Origin of the sequence: Haloarcula sp. KBTZ06 (genome assembly GCF_048595605.1) — an archaeon.
Taxonomy (GTDB): Archaea; Halobacteriota; Halobacteria; order Halobacteriales; family Haloarculaceae; genus Haloarcula; species Haloarcula hispanica.
Genome location: NZ_CP184337.1, coordinates 2,737,911 through 2,753,695, shown reverse-complemented (window position 1 = coordinate 2,753,695; position 15,785 = coordinate 2,737,911). Strand labels below are relative to the sequence as shown.

Below are 15,785 nucleotides of genomic sequence, written 5' to 3'. Positions count from 1 at the left end.
GTACAGCGACCGGCTGCGCCGCTCAGGTGCCTTCGACCAGCCGTTCTAGCTGCTCGGGCGGGACCGCGCCGCGGGCGGCGTGGCCGTCGTACGCGAACGTCGGGACGCCGGTGATGCCCTGGCGCTTGGCCGCCGTGAACTTCTCGCGGACCGCAGACCGGAGGCCGTCGTCCGCGAGCGCCGACCGGATCTCGTCGCCGTCGACGCCCGCGTCCTCGGCTAGGTCGACCAGCAGGTCCTCGTCGCCGATATCCTGCCCGTCCTGCCACAGCGCCTCGAAAACGGCCACGTCGAAGGTCAGCCACGTCTCGTAGTCGTAGTGCTCCTTGACGTAGTAGGAGGCGATCTGGGCGGGCAGCGAATCGATGTCGGTGGCGATATCCAGATCCATCTCGACGCCGTACTTATCCTGGAGCCGACGGACGCCCTGCTTGGCCTGTTCGTAGTAGTCCTCGTCCTTGCCGTCGTCGACGGAGTGATCGATGGAGCCGTCGGGGTTGCGCTTCCCGCTCCGGAGGTCGAAGGGGTGCCAGTCGACCTCCAGTTTCTCCTCGCGCGTCGACTGATACTGCCTGAGCGATTCGCGTCCGAGATAACAGAACGGGCAGACGTAGTCCGAGAAGACCGTGATCCGCTCGCTCGACTGTGTCTCACTCATACGTCCGGGTATGCGTTGCTCGCGGTTAAACGCGGTCACCGTCTGTGTCGACACAGCGCACGACCGACCGGCCCGCTACGCGCCGTCCCCGATGGTCTCCACCCGGGAGACGAGGTCGTCGACGTCCGCTGCGAGCAGCATCACGCGGCCGTCGGTACCCACGCCCTCGCGGCCGACGACGGCGACCGGCGTTCCGTCGCTGGTCCCGAACGCCCGGTCGATGCCCCACTGTGCCGCGGCGTCGTCGGAAACCTCGTCCGGTTGCTCGTCGGGGTCGTACGTAGCGACTGAGCCGTCCAGCGACGCCAGCGCGTCCTCGATGGCATCGGTCAGTCGGCAGTCGACGGCGAACCGGACCGCTGGGTCGTGCTCCCGGGCGGCCAGCAGGGCACGAGCCACCGTCGTCGATGCGCCAAAGCGGACGCCGCGGTTCGGCCGGACGCCGTCCATCGTGCGGGCGATGCGGCCCTCGACGGCGGCGACCGCGTCCGGCGTCTCCGCGTAGGGCGTCGCGCCGGCGACGGTCATCCCCCGCTCGGGGACCAGCGGTGACACGTCCGCCTCGACGAGCGCCGACACAACCCGCTCGACGGCCTCGTTCGTCGGATGGCGTGCGGCGTCGTTGCGCGTCTGGACGAGGTGGTGGACCGCACCCGGGCCTTCACCAACGTCGAGGTTGTACCGGACTGCGCTCGCAAGCAGGTCGATACTGTCTCCGACTGCCGTCGGCAGGTCGTCGCCGTGGGCCAACTGTGTCGCGATGGCAGAGGACAGCGTACAGCCCGAACCGTGGGTGGCCTCGGTGTCGATGCGGTCGTGGCGGAACGTCGTTACCCCGTCCTCGGTCACGAGGGTGTCGACCACGGCGTCGCCCGGGACGTGGCCGCCCTTCACGAGCGCGCTGTCGGCCCCCATCTCGATGATATCGCGGCCCGCTCGTTCCGCGGCCTCGGGGTCGTCGACGTCGCGGCCGGTCAGGACGGCGGCCTCGTCAGCGTTCGGTGTGACAAGCGTCGCTTCGGCGATGAGGGTCTCGTAGGCGTCTTCGGCTTCGGCGGCCAGTAGCCGGTCGCCCGACGCCGCCACCATCACCGGGTCGACGACGAGGTTCGGCAGGTCGGCAGCGTGTTCCACGACCAGGTCGATGACGTCGCTCGTCGCGAGCATCCCCGTCTTGACCGCGGCCACGTCGAAATCTCCCGTGACCGCCTCGATCTGGGCCTCGATCTGTTCAATCGGGAGCAGATGCTGGCCCTGTACGCCCGTGGTGTTCTGTGCCGTGATGCTGGTGATCGCGCTGGTCCCGAAGCCGCCACAGGCCTCGATGGTCTTGACGTCGGCCTGGATACCGGCCCCGCCACCGGAGTCGCTGCCGGCGACGGTCAGCACGACTGGCGGTGTCACTGGGGCGTCCGCTCGTGTCATACCTGATGACTTCACCGGCGGCCACATATCGGTGCTGGTCTCTCAGTCGGACGAAACTACGCGGCCAAATCCTAGTATGCTAATATTACTCCATACTACATTTGAGAAACATTTATGTGTTACTGTGTCGGATGTGCCCTTGTACCACAATGGAACCAGCGTCGCGCGATACTACCGACTCCGACGAGCAGTACGGCAGCTTCACAACTGGCGGCGGCGATGTCGTCGTCTACGACACCGAGAACCCGACCGCGTGGCTTCAATCCAGCTATGCGGTACAGGTCGGCTGCTCCTCGGAGCGAAAGTCGGCCTAACCTTTCTACCCGACCGATATCATCGCGATACCGACGATAGCCAGCCCCGCAGCGGCCAGGCGTGCTCGGAACTGCGCTTCGTCGAGAACAATCGCGCCCAGAATAACGGCGACGATGGCTTGCCCGTTGACGATGGGTGAGACGATACTCGCCGGGAGCAACTGGAAGGACAGCAACACGATGTGGTTCGCGTAGGCGACGAACATCGCCGCGACGACGAACTTCGGGAGGTCCCCCCGCCATCCCGGCGGGACCTGATACCGGAACGCGAGCGGCGTCATCAAGACGGCGATGCCGACGGCCATCACCGGGATGTAGGTCGTCGGTTCGACGGCCAGTTCCTGCATCAGCACCCGCTTGCTTACATCGACGAGCGCGAACGCCGCAGCCGACAGTAAGGCTAGCTGTGCGGGCCGGGACTTCCGGGCCCGCTTGAGCGGGGCCAGCAACGCTGTGCCTTGCCAGTTCGCGACGTAGACGGCGGCGGTCGCGACGCCGACACCGCCGACCTGCAGCGCCGAGAGATGCTGGCCCAGCAGTCCGACTTCCAGCGGTAACACGAACACGGGAACGATTTTGCTGATCGGCGACACGTAGGAGACTTCGCCGACGCGGATCGCTCGAAAGAGGGTGAGCAGTCCAACCGCCGTCACCGCCGTCACGGCGAGAACCGACGAGAGGACGTTGACGCGGTTGCCCGCCGGGAGGAAGGGCTCGTTGCTGACGAAGACGATGGGGAGGTAGACGATGGGGACCAGGCTGTACGTAAGCAACAGGAACACCGGCGACGGATACTCGGTGAACCACCGCTTCATCACGAACAGGTACACCCCGAACACCAGCGCCGACAGAACGGCGTACGCGATTCCGACGTTCACGGTTGACAACGGCTAGCCGACCGCAATAACTGTTCCCTTCGGCCTCGTGTCAGGAACCGCGCTGACGGGCGATCAGGGCCGCAAGCAACACCGCGAGACCGGCCACGAGCGCGGTGAAGCCGTTGCCGTTGCCCTCGCCGGCTGTCGTCTGTGTGTCTGTGAGCCGCTCCGTCGGCGTCGACGTTGGTTCGGCTGTTTCGGTCGAGACGACCACCTCGACCGCCGTCGCGGTCCGTCCGTCACCCGCCGACAGCGAGACTGTTCCGAGTTCGCCGAGGGTGACCGTCCGCACGACTGTCGTCGTCGCCTGTGGCGGGAGATACAGCCGTTGCTCCGCGAACACGGTGCCGTTGCGGCGGAACTCGACCGCGATTGTCCCCGGAATCTCGTTGTCGTTGGCGACAGTGGCGGTCACGTCCACACTGTCCCCCTGCCTGACTTCTTGCGGACTCGCGGTGACGTCAGTGACGCTGGCCGCTGCCGGTTCCGTCACCACGACAGTGACGGTGTCGCCGTCGACACTGATCACGTATCGGCCGGGGTCGGCAAACGTGTGTGTCACTTCGACCTCGGTCCGCTCCCCCGGTTCGATCTGGCCCTGTTTCGCGGCGACGACGGTCTCGTTGACCGCGAGCGTCACGTTGTACGCTCCCGCATCACCGCCGGCGTTCTCGACGACCGCGTCGACCGCGAGCGTCTCGTTGGTCGCCAGCCGGATCGGTTCGCTCCCGCCGACGGGTGCGTCCGACCGGTAGAGACTGTCTGCACGGTAGGCGTCCGCGCGGTCGACCGGTGGGAGGCTGTAGCCGATACGGGCGGGGATCGCACCGAACAACCGCCGGTGCGTCGTCTCGTTCCACATCGCCACCGTTGTTGTCGTTTCGGTCTCCGTCGCGGTCGTGTTCCGAACGCTTGCCCCGCCAGTGGCCTCGACCTCGCTGAGGAACTGCGATTGCGTGACCGGGTCGCGGTAGCCGTTTAGCGACTGGAACACAGTCTGGAGTGTCTTGTTGCGGTCAGTAGCCGAGCGGATATGGACGTCTGCCCGCCCGGCTACCAGCGCGCCCTTCCTGTAGTTCGCGTCGTTCGTCCAACTCGACCGGTCCGTCAGCGCCACGTCGCTGTAGACGGGGCGTCCGCCCGCTGCGAGCTGTGCCCGGAACTCGTCGAACCCGATCCGGTCCTGTTCCAGCGTCAGGACAGCGGCGTAGTACGTCGCCCAGCCCTCGACCGTCCACCGCGTCTCCCGCGTCGTCTCGTAGGCCTGCCGGCTGTGGACGTACTCGTGGAGCCAGACGTTGTTGGCGGTATCCAGCGATTGGCGGGACTGGACCCACATATCTGCGTCACCGATCTGATACCCCTCGACGCCCCACTCGACGGCCTCGGACGGCGCGGCGACGACGAACACCTGCTCGTCACGGTCACCGACCCGGAGGGCGTTCGACGCGTTCGCCATCGAGTCGAGGACCGAAATCGGCGAGGCCGTCATCGTCGCCCGCTCCGGTATAGCCAGCGTGAACGTCTGGTTGTGCGCCGTCTCCTCGAAGGTCGCTACCTCGCCGAGGTACACGATCTCCTCGCCCGCCGCACCCGGGCCTGCCGTCCGGAGTGTCCGGTTGTACCTGACGGGGTCCTGGCCAGTGTAGCGCCAGCGCGTCGGCGTCCGTGACCGCGTGAGCAGCGCCCAGTCGCCCGTATCGACGCTGAGATAGCGGCCCTCGGCCCCCTCCGGACCGCTCTTCTCGATGGTCCGGTTCGGGTTGATGCGGTAGCTGACCGTCGCCGTATCCGTCGTTTCTTCCCACTCGTAGACGGACTCGTTGACGCGCTCGAACCCGTCGGTGTCAGTCACCGTCGCTTCCGCTGGGACGTGTGTTTCGAGGTCGACGACCCGGTCCGGAACCTCGTAGGTCAGGGTCACCGCGACTTCGCCCGGCTCCTCCGGTATGCGCGCGTAGGTCTGTGTCTGCTGAATCACGTCGCCGTCGTCGGTCTGTGTCGCACCCGACGTGGCTGTCCCTGTCTCAATGCTGGCCGCCATCGCGACGGCCCCTCCGGCAGTGTTCCCACCCTGTCGCCGCGGCCGTCGACGGTGTGTCTCGGCACTTCCGACCCGGGCTAGCGAACCGCTTGCCTCGGCAGTGGCCGTTGTCTCGCCTGTCCCACCACTGTCTTGCTCTGACGTCCTATCAGCCTGATACGTACTGTTCTCGCTGGCTCCGCCGACTGCTGTGTCGACGCTGGCCCCGGTCACCGCCCCGTGGTCAGCGCTCGCCGCCACCGGGAGCGACGCGAATCCCCCACCGAGGAGAAGGACCACGAGTCCGACGGCCACCACCCGTCGGGGTACAACGAACATTGCAAACAGTTACCTCCCCGTGGTTGAAATAGTTGACCGCCGATTATGGGTGCTGGTATCATGAAACAAAATCTGTCTCGACCGGTCGCTACCAGAAGCGCCCACGACGGTAAAAAAACAGCCAGACCTGAACCACTCGTGGCCGGCCGCAGCGAACACTCGCGAGCAGACCAGACTGAAAAGCTGGCGAGCAGGTCACAGCAGTGGCTTGCCACGGCGCTCTCACGAGAACCGTTGGCAGTCAGGAGTTCAGGCGACGTTGAAACCTTTGTCGCGGAGGAAATCCTCGACGCGGCCCGTGTGATTGCCCTGGAGCTCTATCTGCCCGTCCTCGACAGTGCCACCGCAGGCGAACTTCGATTTGAGGTCTGAGGACAGCGAGTCCATGTCGACGTCTTTCGGGTCGAATCCCTCGATAATCGTTACCTCCTTCCCGTAACGGCGCTCGTCGATGCGGATGTTAATCTCCTGGGACTCCTTAGCGACGTCCTCACAGACGCAGAGCTCCTCAGGCAGCCCGCACGTCGAGCAGACTTCCGACATTACAATCGCGCCTACGAACACGACCTATTAAACACTGTCGGGGACTACCGGGCGGAGACGATTCTATCAGCGATTTCGACGGCCTCGTCGGCAACCGCTTCGTCGACCTCGCCGCCGTACCGGAGTCGTTCCCGTAGCGCCGCCAGCCGACGGACCCGGTCGTCGGCCTCTATCGCGTCGAGATACGCCCGGACTGTCTCACCGCTCTCGCGGTCCCGGTGTTCCGTCGCAAGGACGTACATGGCCCGCTGGAACGCTCGCTCGATGTCGGTCTCGGGGTCCACGCGGCGCTGGTAGCGCAGCCACACTGCCCGGTAGGCTCGCCCGCTGAGGCCGGACCGACGCGCGCCCGCCGCGATACCGAGCAGTGCAACGACGCCGAGCGTCATCTCCTCGCGTGACGGGAGGTCCGGCAGGCTCGGCCCCGCATCGTCGCCCGTGCCCGGCTCCCTTGCAGTGCCGGTTGGCGTGTCGGTTTCTGTGGCCGTTGGTGTCTCAGTCGGCTCGGCCTCGGTTTCGTCGGTCTCGGTCAGCGGGGCGGGTGTCGACGTGTCGGATGGCGTGTACTGTTCGACCGGGTTGTCGTCGCCGACAGTGGGTGACGATTCGTCCGAACTCGCCTCCTCGATACGCTGCTGCCTGACCGCCTCGCGCGGCCCGGACGGCGTCGGGTCGAACTGCACCCAGCCCTGGTCGGGGAAGTACACCTCGACCCAGGCGTGGGAGTTGAGCCCGCGCACAACCCACTGGTTCTCGTCGATGCGCTGGCCGGACGTGTAGCCGACGGTCATGCGCGCTGGAATGCCTTGTGTCCGGAGCATCGTCACCATCGTCGTCGCGAAGTAGACACAGTACCCCTCGTCCATCTCGAAGAGGAAGGCGTCGGCGACGTTGAAGTCGGGTCGGTCGACCTCCAGCGAGTAGCCCTTGCTCTCCTGGAGCCACCGCTCGACGACCAGTGCCGTCTCGTAGGGGTTTTCGGCGTTCGCGGTGAGGATGGACGTCCGTTCGGCGACCCGATCCGGCGTGCTGTCGGGGAGTTGAGTGTACAGCTCCGCGGTCGCGTCGTCGTAGTCAGTGCCGGCCCCGCGCAGCCCGTCGGGCGTCGCAACGAGCAGTTCGCTCCTGACCTCGTAGCTGTCGCCCGTCGACAGCGTACCGTCAGGCTGGAACCCGCCCTCGCTGGAGACCAGTACCGACGGCTCCCCTGAGTAGCGAACGGGCTTCCAGGCGGCCGGGACGGTCCCGATGGTCGACTCCACCCGGAACTCCTGTCGAAGTGTCCGGGTCTCTCCCTCAGGCGAGTCGAGGCGCTGGTCGTCGTACGGGCGGGGGTTGCCCGTCCGCACCCACCCGTTGCCGGTGTAGCGGTCATAGGAGGCGACTCGCCAGTAGCGCGGCTCCTCGCTTTCGACCGTATACCGTATCTCCGGCGTCAACGAGATGCTCCCGAGCACCGAGAGGGACTCCCCGGCGTCGAAGAGGCTCCCTTCGACGGTCTGGCCGTCCGACCCATCATCGTACGACAGCAAACTATCCCGGGTGATCGGGACCTGCGAGAGCGCCGCCGGGACGACGATTATCGCCGCCAGTTGTTCGAGGACGGCTCGCCGCCCGGCGTCGATGCCCTCGCTGTCGTCGTCCGTCTGTCCCGTCTCGCTGCTGCCGGACATCGCATCGGGTCGCTTCGTCAGGTCCGCCGGCTCGTCCGCCGACAGCGTATCGAGCGTCCCGAAGCCGATGGTCGCCGCGATGCCGACCACGCCCAGCAGCGTCGTCACCACGCCGGCGTCGGTCGTCAGGGCGAAGAACGCCAGCGCCGTGCCGGCCGCCACCGTCGCCGTCACGTACCAGCGCCGCAAGGCGAAGTACCAGGTCAGAAACACCGGTGCCGGCGCGAACGACAGCACCCACAGCCTGACCTTGGCAATCTGGAGCAGTGACCGTCCGGTCAGCAGAGCGGCGGTGTCGGCCAGCAGCTCCGTCACCGCCGGGTCCGTCGAGAGGTTCAGGATGTACGCGCCGAGCCCGCCGGCGAACAGCACCGCGCCGACACCGACCGCGAGGGGCGGTCTGAGCACGCGGGCCAGCAGCGTCGCGCCGACGAGCGAGAGCGCGGTGAGCGCCAGAAACAGCGTCGGGTCGCCGACTACGTCGCTGAGATAGTACATCGTCCGCAGCGGCGCACCGATGGCCAGCGCCGCCGCAAGCAGCGCCAGTATCCGCGACCCGCTCCACGGGACTCGGCGGCGGACTCGTTCGACGACGGCGGCGCTCATCCGTTCACCTCGCCCGCGATGGGGTTGTCTCGGCTGGCGGTCACGTCGGCGAAGGACTGCCGGCGGCCGTTGACCGACACAGTGACGCCGTCGCCGTTGGCCGTGACGACCACGTCGGCGTCGTCCGCCCGGTCGGTCCGGCCCGCGTCGGTCCGGGCCAGCAGTTCGAGCAGTCGCGTCCGGTGGGTGTCGCCGTACCCCTGTTCGACTGTCCCGTTCGGGACGGCGAGTTCGACCGCGAGACCGCTCTCCAGCGCGGCCATCGCGATGGTTGCCGCCGCCGCGGCCATCTCGTCGGCGTGCCCCTCGCGGGCTTCAGCAGCGACGAGCAGGGTCCGGTCGCTTCGGCTGTCAGTGAACTCCTTGACAAGCAGGTCCTCGCGTTTGGCGCTTGACTTCCAGTGGACGTCCCGCAGCGAGTCGCCGCTGACGTACTCCCGAAGCCGGTCGAACGACTGCCGGTCCTCGTTCTCCGGCGTGAACGTTCGCGCGAACGCGTCCGTCCCGCCCAGCCGGTAAACGGGCGGATACACCAGTACGGCTGTCCTGCTCTCGATGGTGTAGCGCTCTCTGATGAGTCCCAGCGCGTCCGTCACCATCGCCTCGACGGGGCCGGCCCGTTGCTCGCCCCGGGCCGTATAGGTGACCCGGTAGGTCACCGTCGCCGGCAGGGACCTGGTGACCGTCGTCTCCCCCTCTAACCCCTCGGAGAGCCGGTCGGTGACTGTCGCGATGCCGCTGCCGTCGACGCGGAACTCGACCAGCTTCGTCTCGCCGGGAAAGCCACGGCGGAGGCGGCTCCGCTCGACAGTCGGCGCGCCACTCCAGCGGACCTGGACGGCGGCGGCGAACACGCCGACGAACAGCGGGCCGGCGACAGCGGTGAGCCCGGGCTGGCCGAATCTGGCACTGACGAGGAGGGCGACGACAGCGACGGCGAGGACGGCGAAACCGCGGCGTGTCGGTCTCATTCGACGTAGACGGTATCGAGCGCCTCCGCGACGAGTTCCCGGGCGTTCTGCTCGCTGCTCTCGGTGCGGATGCGATGTGGGAGGACAACCGGCGCTTCCGTCTGGATGTCGTCGGGGATGACGTAGCTGCGGCCGTCGAGGACGGCCCGGGCCTGTGCCGCCCGCAGCAGCGAGATGCTCCCTCGCGGGCTGACGCCCAGTTGTGCGTTCTCCCGCGTGTACCGCGCCAGCCGGGTCGCGTACGAGCGAATGGGCTCTTCGACGGTCACGTCGGCCACCGTCTCCCGAGCGGCGGACAGCGCTTCGAGGGTGGCGACCGACGTGAGTTCCTCGATGGGATGTTGCCCCACCACGTCACCCAGCATCTCCGTCTCCGCCGCCTCGTCCGGGTACCCGAGGTGGAGCTTCGTCATGAACCGGTCGAGTTCGGCCATCGGAAGGTCGTAGGCCCGGTTCTGCTCGACCGTGTTCTGCGTGGCGATGACGGTAAACGGCTGTGGCACGGGATGTGTGGTCCCGTCGACGGACACCTGCTGTTCCTCCATCGCCTCTAACAGCGCCGACTGCGTCTTCGGCGGTGCACGGTTGATCTCGTCGCCGAGGACGACGTTGGCGAAGATGGGGCCGGGCCGGAACTCGAACTCCTGGGTCTTCTGGTTGTAGATGTTGACACCGGTCACGTCGGTCGGCAGGAGGTCCGGTGTGAACTGGACGCGCTTGAACTCACCGTCGAAGGAGGCCGCGACGGAGCGGGCCAGCATCGTCTTGCCGACGCCGGGGACGTCCTCAAGTAGAATGTGTCCGCGGCCGAGCACCGCCGTCACGATGTGCTCGATTGCGTCGTGTTGCCCGACGATGACCTGCTCGACGTTCTCGATCACCTGATTGGCGACGCGTGTCGCGTCACGGAGGGGACTGTCCGACTGTTGACTGCGTGAGGTGTCAGTGTCTGTCATAGTCGCGGTCTCGTGGGACGACGGCTTGGCACGGGGACTGGTGGGATAGTCTGCCCTGTCGACCAGTAAGTGTCTTGTGTGGGTGCCACATCCTCCGGGCCGTTCAGTTGTAGCCGCGTCTACGGCGTGATGGCATGTAACTCTGTGGATGCGTGAGGTCCACACACATCCGCTCTGTGGCCGGTAGCGGGGCTCACCAGCACTTGCAGGCCCCACAGACGAGGAGCCCGTCCTGTGTCCACCGGCGCTCGACGACCTCGCCACACTCGTCACACGCCGCTCCCTCGGGCGACCACGCGTACGTCGTCACGGCCGGGTCGACCGCGTCAGTCGAGGCTCCGGAATCGGGGGCTTCGCTCTCCATCCCTACAGTATCGTCTCCCGCAGAAATACCGTCGTCCCCCTCGTCCTCGCTCTCGCTGCTATCGTCGAGAAAGTCCTCCAGCGAGGCGTCTTCGGCCATACACCCTGGTTTTGGTTGCGGTCACAAAATACCCTGTCGGTCGTACCGACGCCGTGCTCTGATGCCTACCTCGTTATTCGGTGGCGACGCCGACGGTCAGCAACGTCCCCAGTTCGCGGTAGCGCTCGACCATCGCCTCGCGGGTCTCGAACTCGTCCGTGGGGAACGCATCTGCCGGCGGAATCTCCACCTCGCGGTCGGGGATCGTGTCCTGCGACGCAACGGCTAGGCCGGCCTCGCGGAAGGCCTCGCGGTACTCCGGGCCGCTCCAGCGGGTCATCTCGATGTCGATGAACTCCTGCCACTCGTGGGAGTGGACGTTCTCCTCGTAGTAGTTCACCGCGATGTGGGCGGTCCCGCCCGGTCGCAGCACTCGCGCGATTTCTTCGAGGGTGTGTGGCGGATCACTGGCGTAGTAGAACGCCTCCATCGAGAACACATGGTCGATGCTGTCGGTCGCAAACGGCAACGCGTCGAAGTCGCCACGCAGGAACCCGATACCGTTGTCGTCCGTGTACTCGCGGGCGTTCCGGAGCATCTCCGGTGACCCGTCGAGCCCGTAGCAGGGACCGGCGTCGTTGGTGTCACGGAGCGCACGGAGCGCGTAGCCCGAGCCAGTACCGAGGTCGAGTACCGTGTCGCCCGGTTCGACCGGCATCCGGGCGAGGACGTGCTTGGCGGTGTGCCAGTGCCGGTCTTCCATCCCTCTGTCTTTGCCTTCGGCCGCCCACGCGTCGAATTCCTCGCGAACGCTCATACGTCCCTCCAGCAGTTCTGGCCTCAAAATGCCCGCTATTTTAGCCTGCCAGAAAGACGTGTCCACCGATAGCCGTACCCGTCTGGTGATGGACATCTCAGCCCACCTCTGTACACAAAATATCAGATGGGGAATAAGTCAATCGGCGTACTGCGACACAGCATGCGCTCGTACAAGGCTAAATCGGTAACGTCGATACAGCTTCCGCCCCGTGAGCGACGTGAGACCGCGCTCAGCGAAGCCGGACACAACGTCTTCAACCTCGCTGCGGATGATGTCTTTATCGACCTGTTGACTGATTCGGGGACTGGCGCGATGAGCGACGACCAGTGGGCGGACGTGGTCCGCGGGGACGAGGCCTACGCCGGTTCGCGCTCGTTCGAACGCTTCCGTGAGGCGGTCGCTGACGTGATGGGATTCGACCGCGTGGTGCCGACACATCAGGGCCGCGGCGCGGAGAACGTCCTGTTCGGGGCGCTACTGGACGAGGGTGACGTCGTGCTCAACAACACGCATTTCGACACCACCCGCGCACACGTAACGAACCAGGGCGCTATCGCGGTTGACTGCCCGGCAGAGACAGACCTGACTACTGATAGCGTCGGGACGTTTGCCGGAAACTTCGACACAGATCGGGGGTGGGACGCTGTCGAGGAGTACGGGCAGGACGCCGTCTCGGCTGTCGTCCTGACGATCACGAACAACTCCGCCGCCGGCCAGCCGGTGTCGATGGCGAACATCCGCGAGACGGCCGCCTTCGCCACGGAAATCGACGTACCGTTCGTCATTGACGCCTGCCGGTTCGCCGAAAACGCACAGTTCATCAAGCAACGGGACCCCGAATACGCCGACACGCCACTCAGTGAGATCGCTCGCGAGCAGTTGCGTCCCGCGGACGCAATCACGATGAGTGGGAAAAAGGACGCACTCGCAAATATCGGCGGGTTCACCGCAGTCCGCGACGCTGCCCTGTTTGAACGGTGCAAACAGCGCGCGATCCTGTATGAAGGGTTCCCGACCTACGGTGGCCTCGCAGGTCGTGATCTTGAAGCGATGGCTACCGGTCTGCGGGAAGCGGTCCAACCGCCGTACGTCGCCGAGCGGATCGAACAGGTCGCGACCCTCGGCGACCTCCTGCGTGAGCGCGATATCCCGATCGTCACGCCGACCGGCGGCCACGCCGTCTACATCGATGCGGCCGCCCTGCTCCCGGACATCCCCGCCGACCAGTTCCCCGGGCAGCGGCTCGTCTGCGAACTCTACCGCGAAGGCGGCGTCCGGACAGTCGAACTCGGTTCGTTTGCCTTCCCCGGCACCGACCGCCCAGAACTCGTTCGGCTTGCCCTTCCTCGCCGGACGTACTGGCGAGAACACCTCGAACACATCGCGGAGACCGCTGCTCGCGTTCGCGACTGTCGCGACGAGTACACTGGCCTGAAAATCGTCTGGGAGCCACCGATGGAAGAACTCAGACACTTCTCAGCGGAACTCGAGCCCGTTGCGTAGGGTCGTTCGCCCGTGGCCCCGGACGACAGCGACCCACGAGCAACCACGTTGTGGCCGGGAACGCAAACACAAAGTAGGGCCACGCTAACGTTCAGGTAATGCAAGGACTGCTGTCGGAACTGCTCCAGAGCATCATCGACATGCCCGGCTGGTTCATCGACGTGGCACTGAACGACCCGCTGGCGGCACTCATGCTCGCCGTCGGTGCCGTCATCACGACCGTCTCGGTCGTCTTCTTCGGGTACCTGTCGCTGGGGGCCGTGCTGTCGCTGTTCAGTGGCTCCGGCGGTCGAGGACCGCCCCAAGCAAATCGATAGCCGTCTCGACGTCCGGCCCGAGCGGCGACGCGAACACGATACTGTCGGCATATTCTTCTAATTCTGCCGTGCGCTCGGCCACCGTCTCCGGCGTTCCGGCGATACAGAACGCGTCCAGCATCGCCTCCGTCACACCCTCGAACGCGGTCGGGAACTCGCCGGCCGAAATCGCCTGCCCAATCTCCTCGGCGGCGTCGTGGTCGATGCCGTGGCGGTCGAGCACCGGCGGCGGCGACCCCGCGGCGACGAACGCGACCGGTGGCCGGGCGGCTTCCCGCGCCTCGGCCTCGTCCTCGGCGACCGAGACGCTGGCGTAGGCCGCGAGGTCGAACTCGCCGTACTCCTCGGGCCGTTCGTCGGCCATCTCTTCTACTTGCTCGCGTGCCCACGCGAGGTCTTTCGGGTGCGCGCCGTTGTACAGCGCGCCGTCGGCGTGTTTCGCCGCCATCCGGGTCATGTGTGGTCCCTGTGCACCGACGTACACCGGAATCTCGCCGACCTCGTAGTTCAGCCCGGCGTCGACGGCCTCAAACGTCCCGTCGTGGTCGACCCGCTCGCCGTCCCAGAGTTTCCGGGCGGTCGTGAACGTCTCAAGCACGCGACGCAGGGCGTCGTTGTGGTCGAAGCCGAGGTTGCTGAGCGTCGACTTGTCTCCCGGTCCGATGCCGAAGACGGCCCGGCCATCGCTGAGTTCGTCGAGCGTTGCGACTCGCGAGGCCAGCGTCACCGGGTGCGTCTCGTATGGGTTGGCGATGCCGGGACCGAGCAGTATCTCCTCGGTCCGTTCGGCCATCGCGGTCAGCGACATGAACTGGTCGCGGTTGTTGTAGTGATGGCTGACGTACACGGCGTCGAGCGCGTTCGATTCGGCCTGTTCGGCAAGCGAGGCGAGCTGTGCGACCGGGTGTTCCGGGGTGAGTTCAATCGCGTACATGAGACCAGTCTCTGAGTGCTTGTCTGACTACGTCCTTCTCCGGGTCGCGGAACAGTTGCTCGCTGCCCGCGTGGTCGCCGAAGTCGAAATCGCGGACGACTGCGGCGGGTGTTCCGCCGTCGCCTTCGCCGGTGACGAGGTTGGCCGCGGCGGCGAGTTCGTCGACAACGGCCTGGACGGTGGCTTCGAGTTCGCGGCCGTCGCGGTCGTGTTCACCCCGCCAGTCCCGAGAGGCAGGGAGCCCGGCCCAGCCCAGTGCGACGCCGCGCTGGCCGAGTCGGAACGGCCGCCCCGACGTGTCGGTGACGATAACGCTGGGTTCGACGCCCGCTTGTTCGCGGATGCCAGCACGGATGGCTTCGGCCTCGGCCGTCGGATTCTCGGGGAGCAAGAGGAGGTCCGCGCCGGGCACGTTCGAGCGGTCGATGCCCGCGTTGACGGTGATATGCCCGAACTCCGTCACGCCGAGGATGAAGGGGGCTTCGACCAGCACCTCAGTACACTCATCGAGAATCGCCTGTGCCATTCGCGGGTCTTTCTCCTCACCGGCGATGTCCTCGATGGTCGCCGCGATGCGCTCGGCACGCGCGCTCGGCTCGTACGACGATAGCGACCGGCCGCGTCCGTTGGCCTTGGAAACGATAGTGCTGGCGACACAGATCACGTCGTCGTCCCGGAGGTCGGCCTGCTCGACGAGCAGCCCCGCCACGTCGTCCCCGGGGCGGACCTCGGGCAACCCTTCGACCGCGAAGACTTCCATACCGTTCCTGCGGTCCCTGCGGGAAAAAGACCCGCGTTCGCTGCAAAGCCGGCCAACAGTGGCAACAGCTGCCGGTACGCGGGAGCGAACCGCGACAGCCGAGGCCTTACAGCTCGTATTGGTGCACGTCGAGCGTGCCGTCCTCGACCGTCGCCGTCAGCATCGTCGGTCGGCTGGCCGGCGATGCGCCCGTGACGCTGCCAGGGTTCAGGAGCCGCACACCCTCGTAGACAGTGTCCGTCAGTTCGTGGGTGTGGCCGGCGACGCCGACGGCACTGCTGTCGGCCTCGTCGCGGACCGCAGCGGCGACACGGTCCGCCCAGCCCCGCGGCGACCCGGTGCCGTGTGTCACGACGAACGTGACGCCGCCGAGTTCGACTGTCGCCCGCTCCGGCAATCCGATCTGTGGGTCGATGTTGCCCGAGACGGCGGTCAGCCCCGTCGCCATGTGGCGGATGTCAGCGAGCGCCCCCTTGCTGTCGAAGTCACCGGCGTGGATGACGTGGTCCGCGACTTCGATGCGCTCCCGGAACGACGGCGGGATTTCGTGTTCCCGGGAGGGAATGTGCGAATCGCTGATGAGAGCGACATCCATACAAATCCATCGCGTCGGCGTTCAAAAAGGGTTTCTGCCACGGAAACGGGTGCCGACCGATCGCTGT

At 66.3% G+C, this 15,785-nt stretch carries 16 protein-coding genes; 3 read left to right on the top strand and 13 right to left on the bottom strand.

All coding sequences use genetic code 11. The features are described from left to right. Positions 1-22: 22 nt before the first annotated feature. Together ACNO8S_RS14345 and thiD are read right to left on the bottom strand one after the other, a co-directional pair. A complete protein-coding gene (locus ACNO8S_RS14345) occupies positions 23-658 on the bottom strand; it encodes a DsbA family oxidoreductase (RefSeq protein WP_050037171.1) in 636 nt (211 codons plus the stop codon). A gap of 75 nt (positions 659-733) precedes the next feature. Continuing rightward, the gene (gene thiD / locus ACNO8S_RS14340) at positions 734-2,110 is read right to left on the bottom strand and encodes a bifunctional hydroxymethylpyrimidine kinase/phosphomethylpyrimidine kinase (protein WP_420182153.1); all 1,377 of its coding nucleotides are present in this window, start codon (positions 2,108-2,110) and stop codon (positions 734-736) included. Positions 2,111-2,232: 122 nt separating this feature from the next. Here thiD and ACNO8S_RS14335 point away from each other — a divergent pair, with 122 nt between their 5' ends. After that, entirely contained in the window at positions 2,233-2,397 is a 165-nt protein-coding gene (locus ACNO8S_RS14335; protein ID WP_004590650.1) for a DUF7331 family protein, read from the top strand. Between the two features lie 5 nt (positions 2,398-2,402). Here the strand turns inward: ACNO8S_RS14335 and ACNO8S_RS14330 are convergent, their stop codons facing one another. From ACNO8S_RS14330 to ACNO8S_RS14295, 8 genes are all read right to left on the bottom strand, one after another. Further along, a complete protein-coding gene (locus tag ACNO8S_RS14330; RefSeq protein WP_420182152.1) occupies positions 2,403-3,284 on the bottom strand; it encodes an EamA family transporter in 882 nt (293 codons plus the stop codon). Between the two features lie 40 nt (positions 3,285-3,324). Further along, positions 3,325-5,637, bottom strand: a complete 2,313-nt coding sequence (locus ACNO8S_RS14325; RefSeq protein ID WP_420182151.1) for a CARDB domain-containing protein — start codon at positions 5,635-5,637, stop codon at positions 3,325-3,327. A gap of 249 nt (positions 5,638-5,886) precedes the next feature. Then, complete coding sequence (gene yciH, locus ACNO8S_RS14320; protein ID WP_004516073.1) at positions 5,887-6,180, bottom strand: stress response translation initiation inhibitor YciH; 294 nt, start codon at positions 6,178-6,180, stop codon at positions 5,887-5,889. A 44-nt stretch (positions 6,181-6,224) separates the two neighbouring features. Beyond that, positions 6,225-8,459 carry a transglutaminase TgpA family protein gene (locus ACNO8S_RS14315; RefSeq protein WP_420182150.1) on the bottom strand — a complete coding sequence of 745 codons (2,235 nt, stop codon included), beginning with the start codon at positions 8,457-8,459 and terminating at the stop codon, positions 6,225-6,227. Further along, positions 8,456-9,430, bottom strand: a complete 975-nt coding sequence (locus ACNO8S_RS14310) for a DUF58 domain-containing protein (protein WP_420182149.1) — start codon at positions 9,428-9,430, stop codon at positions 8,456-8,458. Before ACNO8S_RS14310 ends, ACNO8S_RS14315 begins: the two co-directional genes overlap by 4 nt. Further along, entirely contained in the window at positions 9,427-10,386 is a 960-nt protein-coding gene (locus tag ACNO8S_RS14305; protein WP_420182148.1) for an AAA family ATPase, read from the bottom strand. Before ACNO8S_RS14305 ends, ACNO8S_RS14310 begins: the two co-directional genes overlap by 4 nt. A 193-nt stretch (positions 10,387-10,579) precedes the next feature. Continuing rightward, positions 10,580-10,849, bottom strand: coding sequence for a DUF7573 domain-containing protein (locus ACNO8S_RS14300; protein WP_420182147.1), 270 nt, complete (start codon positions 10,847-10,849; stop codon positions 10,580-10,582). A 73-nt stretch (positions 10,850-10,922) separates the two neighbouring features. After that, positions 10,923-11,606 (bottom strand): class I SAM-dependent methyltransferase, encoded by a 684-nt coding sequence (locus ACNO8S_RS14295; RefSeq protein ID WP_014041500.1) that lies wholly within the window; start codon positions 11,604-11,606, stop codon positions 10,923-10,925. 162 nt (positions 11,607-11,768) lie between these two features. Between ACNO8S_RS14295 and ACNO8S_RS14290 the strand changes: the two genes are divergently transcribed. Together ACNO8S_RS14290 and ACNO8S_RS14285 are read left to right on the top strand one after the other, a co-directional pair. After that, complete coding sequence (locus ACNO8S_RS14290) at positions 11,769-13,112, top strand: tryptophanase (RefSeq protein ID WP_044952048.1); 1,344 nt, start codon at positions 11,769-11,771, stop codon at positions 13,110-13,112. Positions 13,113-13,210: 98 nt separating this feature from the next. Beyond that, positions 13,211-13,429 carry a hypothetical protein gene (locus tag ACNO8S_RS14285; RefSeq protein WP_014041498.1) on the top strand — a complete coding sequence of 73 codons (219 nt, stop codon included), beginning with the start codon at positions 13,211-13,213 and terminating at the stop codon, positions 13,427-13,429. Here ACNO8S_RS14285 and ACNO8S_RS14280 read toward each other — a convergent pair. The 3 genes from ACNO8S_RS14280 to ACNO8S_RS14270 form a co-directional block, all read right to left on the bottom strand. After that, positions 13,386-14,363 carry a 5,10-methylenetetrahydromethanopterin reductase gene (locus ACNO8S_RS14280; RefSeq protein WP_420182146.1) on the bottom strand — a complete coding sequence of 326 codons (978 nt, stop codon included), beginning with the start codon at positions 14,361-14,363 and terminating at the stop codon, positions 13,386-13,388. The two genes, ACNO8S_RS14285 and ACNO8S_RS14280, sit on opposite strands and share 44 nt — an antisense overlap. Then, on the bottom strand, positions 14,350-15,123 hold the full coding sequence (locus ACNO8S_RS14275) for a coenzyme F420-0:L-glutamate ligase (RefSeq protein WP_420182145.1): 774 nt from the start codon (positions 15,121-15,123) through the stop codon (positions 14,350-14,352). The genes ACNO8S_RS14280 and ACNO8S_RS14275 overlap by 14 nt, the downstream gene beginning before the upstream one ends. 106 nt (positions 15,124-15,229) lie before the next feature. Further along, the gene (locus ACNO8S_RS14270) at positions 15,230-15,718 is read right to left on the bottom strand and encodes a metallophosphoesterase family protein (RefSeq protein WP_014041495.1); all 489 of its coding nucleotides are present in this window, start codon (positions 15,716-15,718) and stop codon (positions 15,230-15,232) included. Between the last annotated feature and the right edge of the window lie 67 nt (positions 15,719-15,785).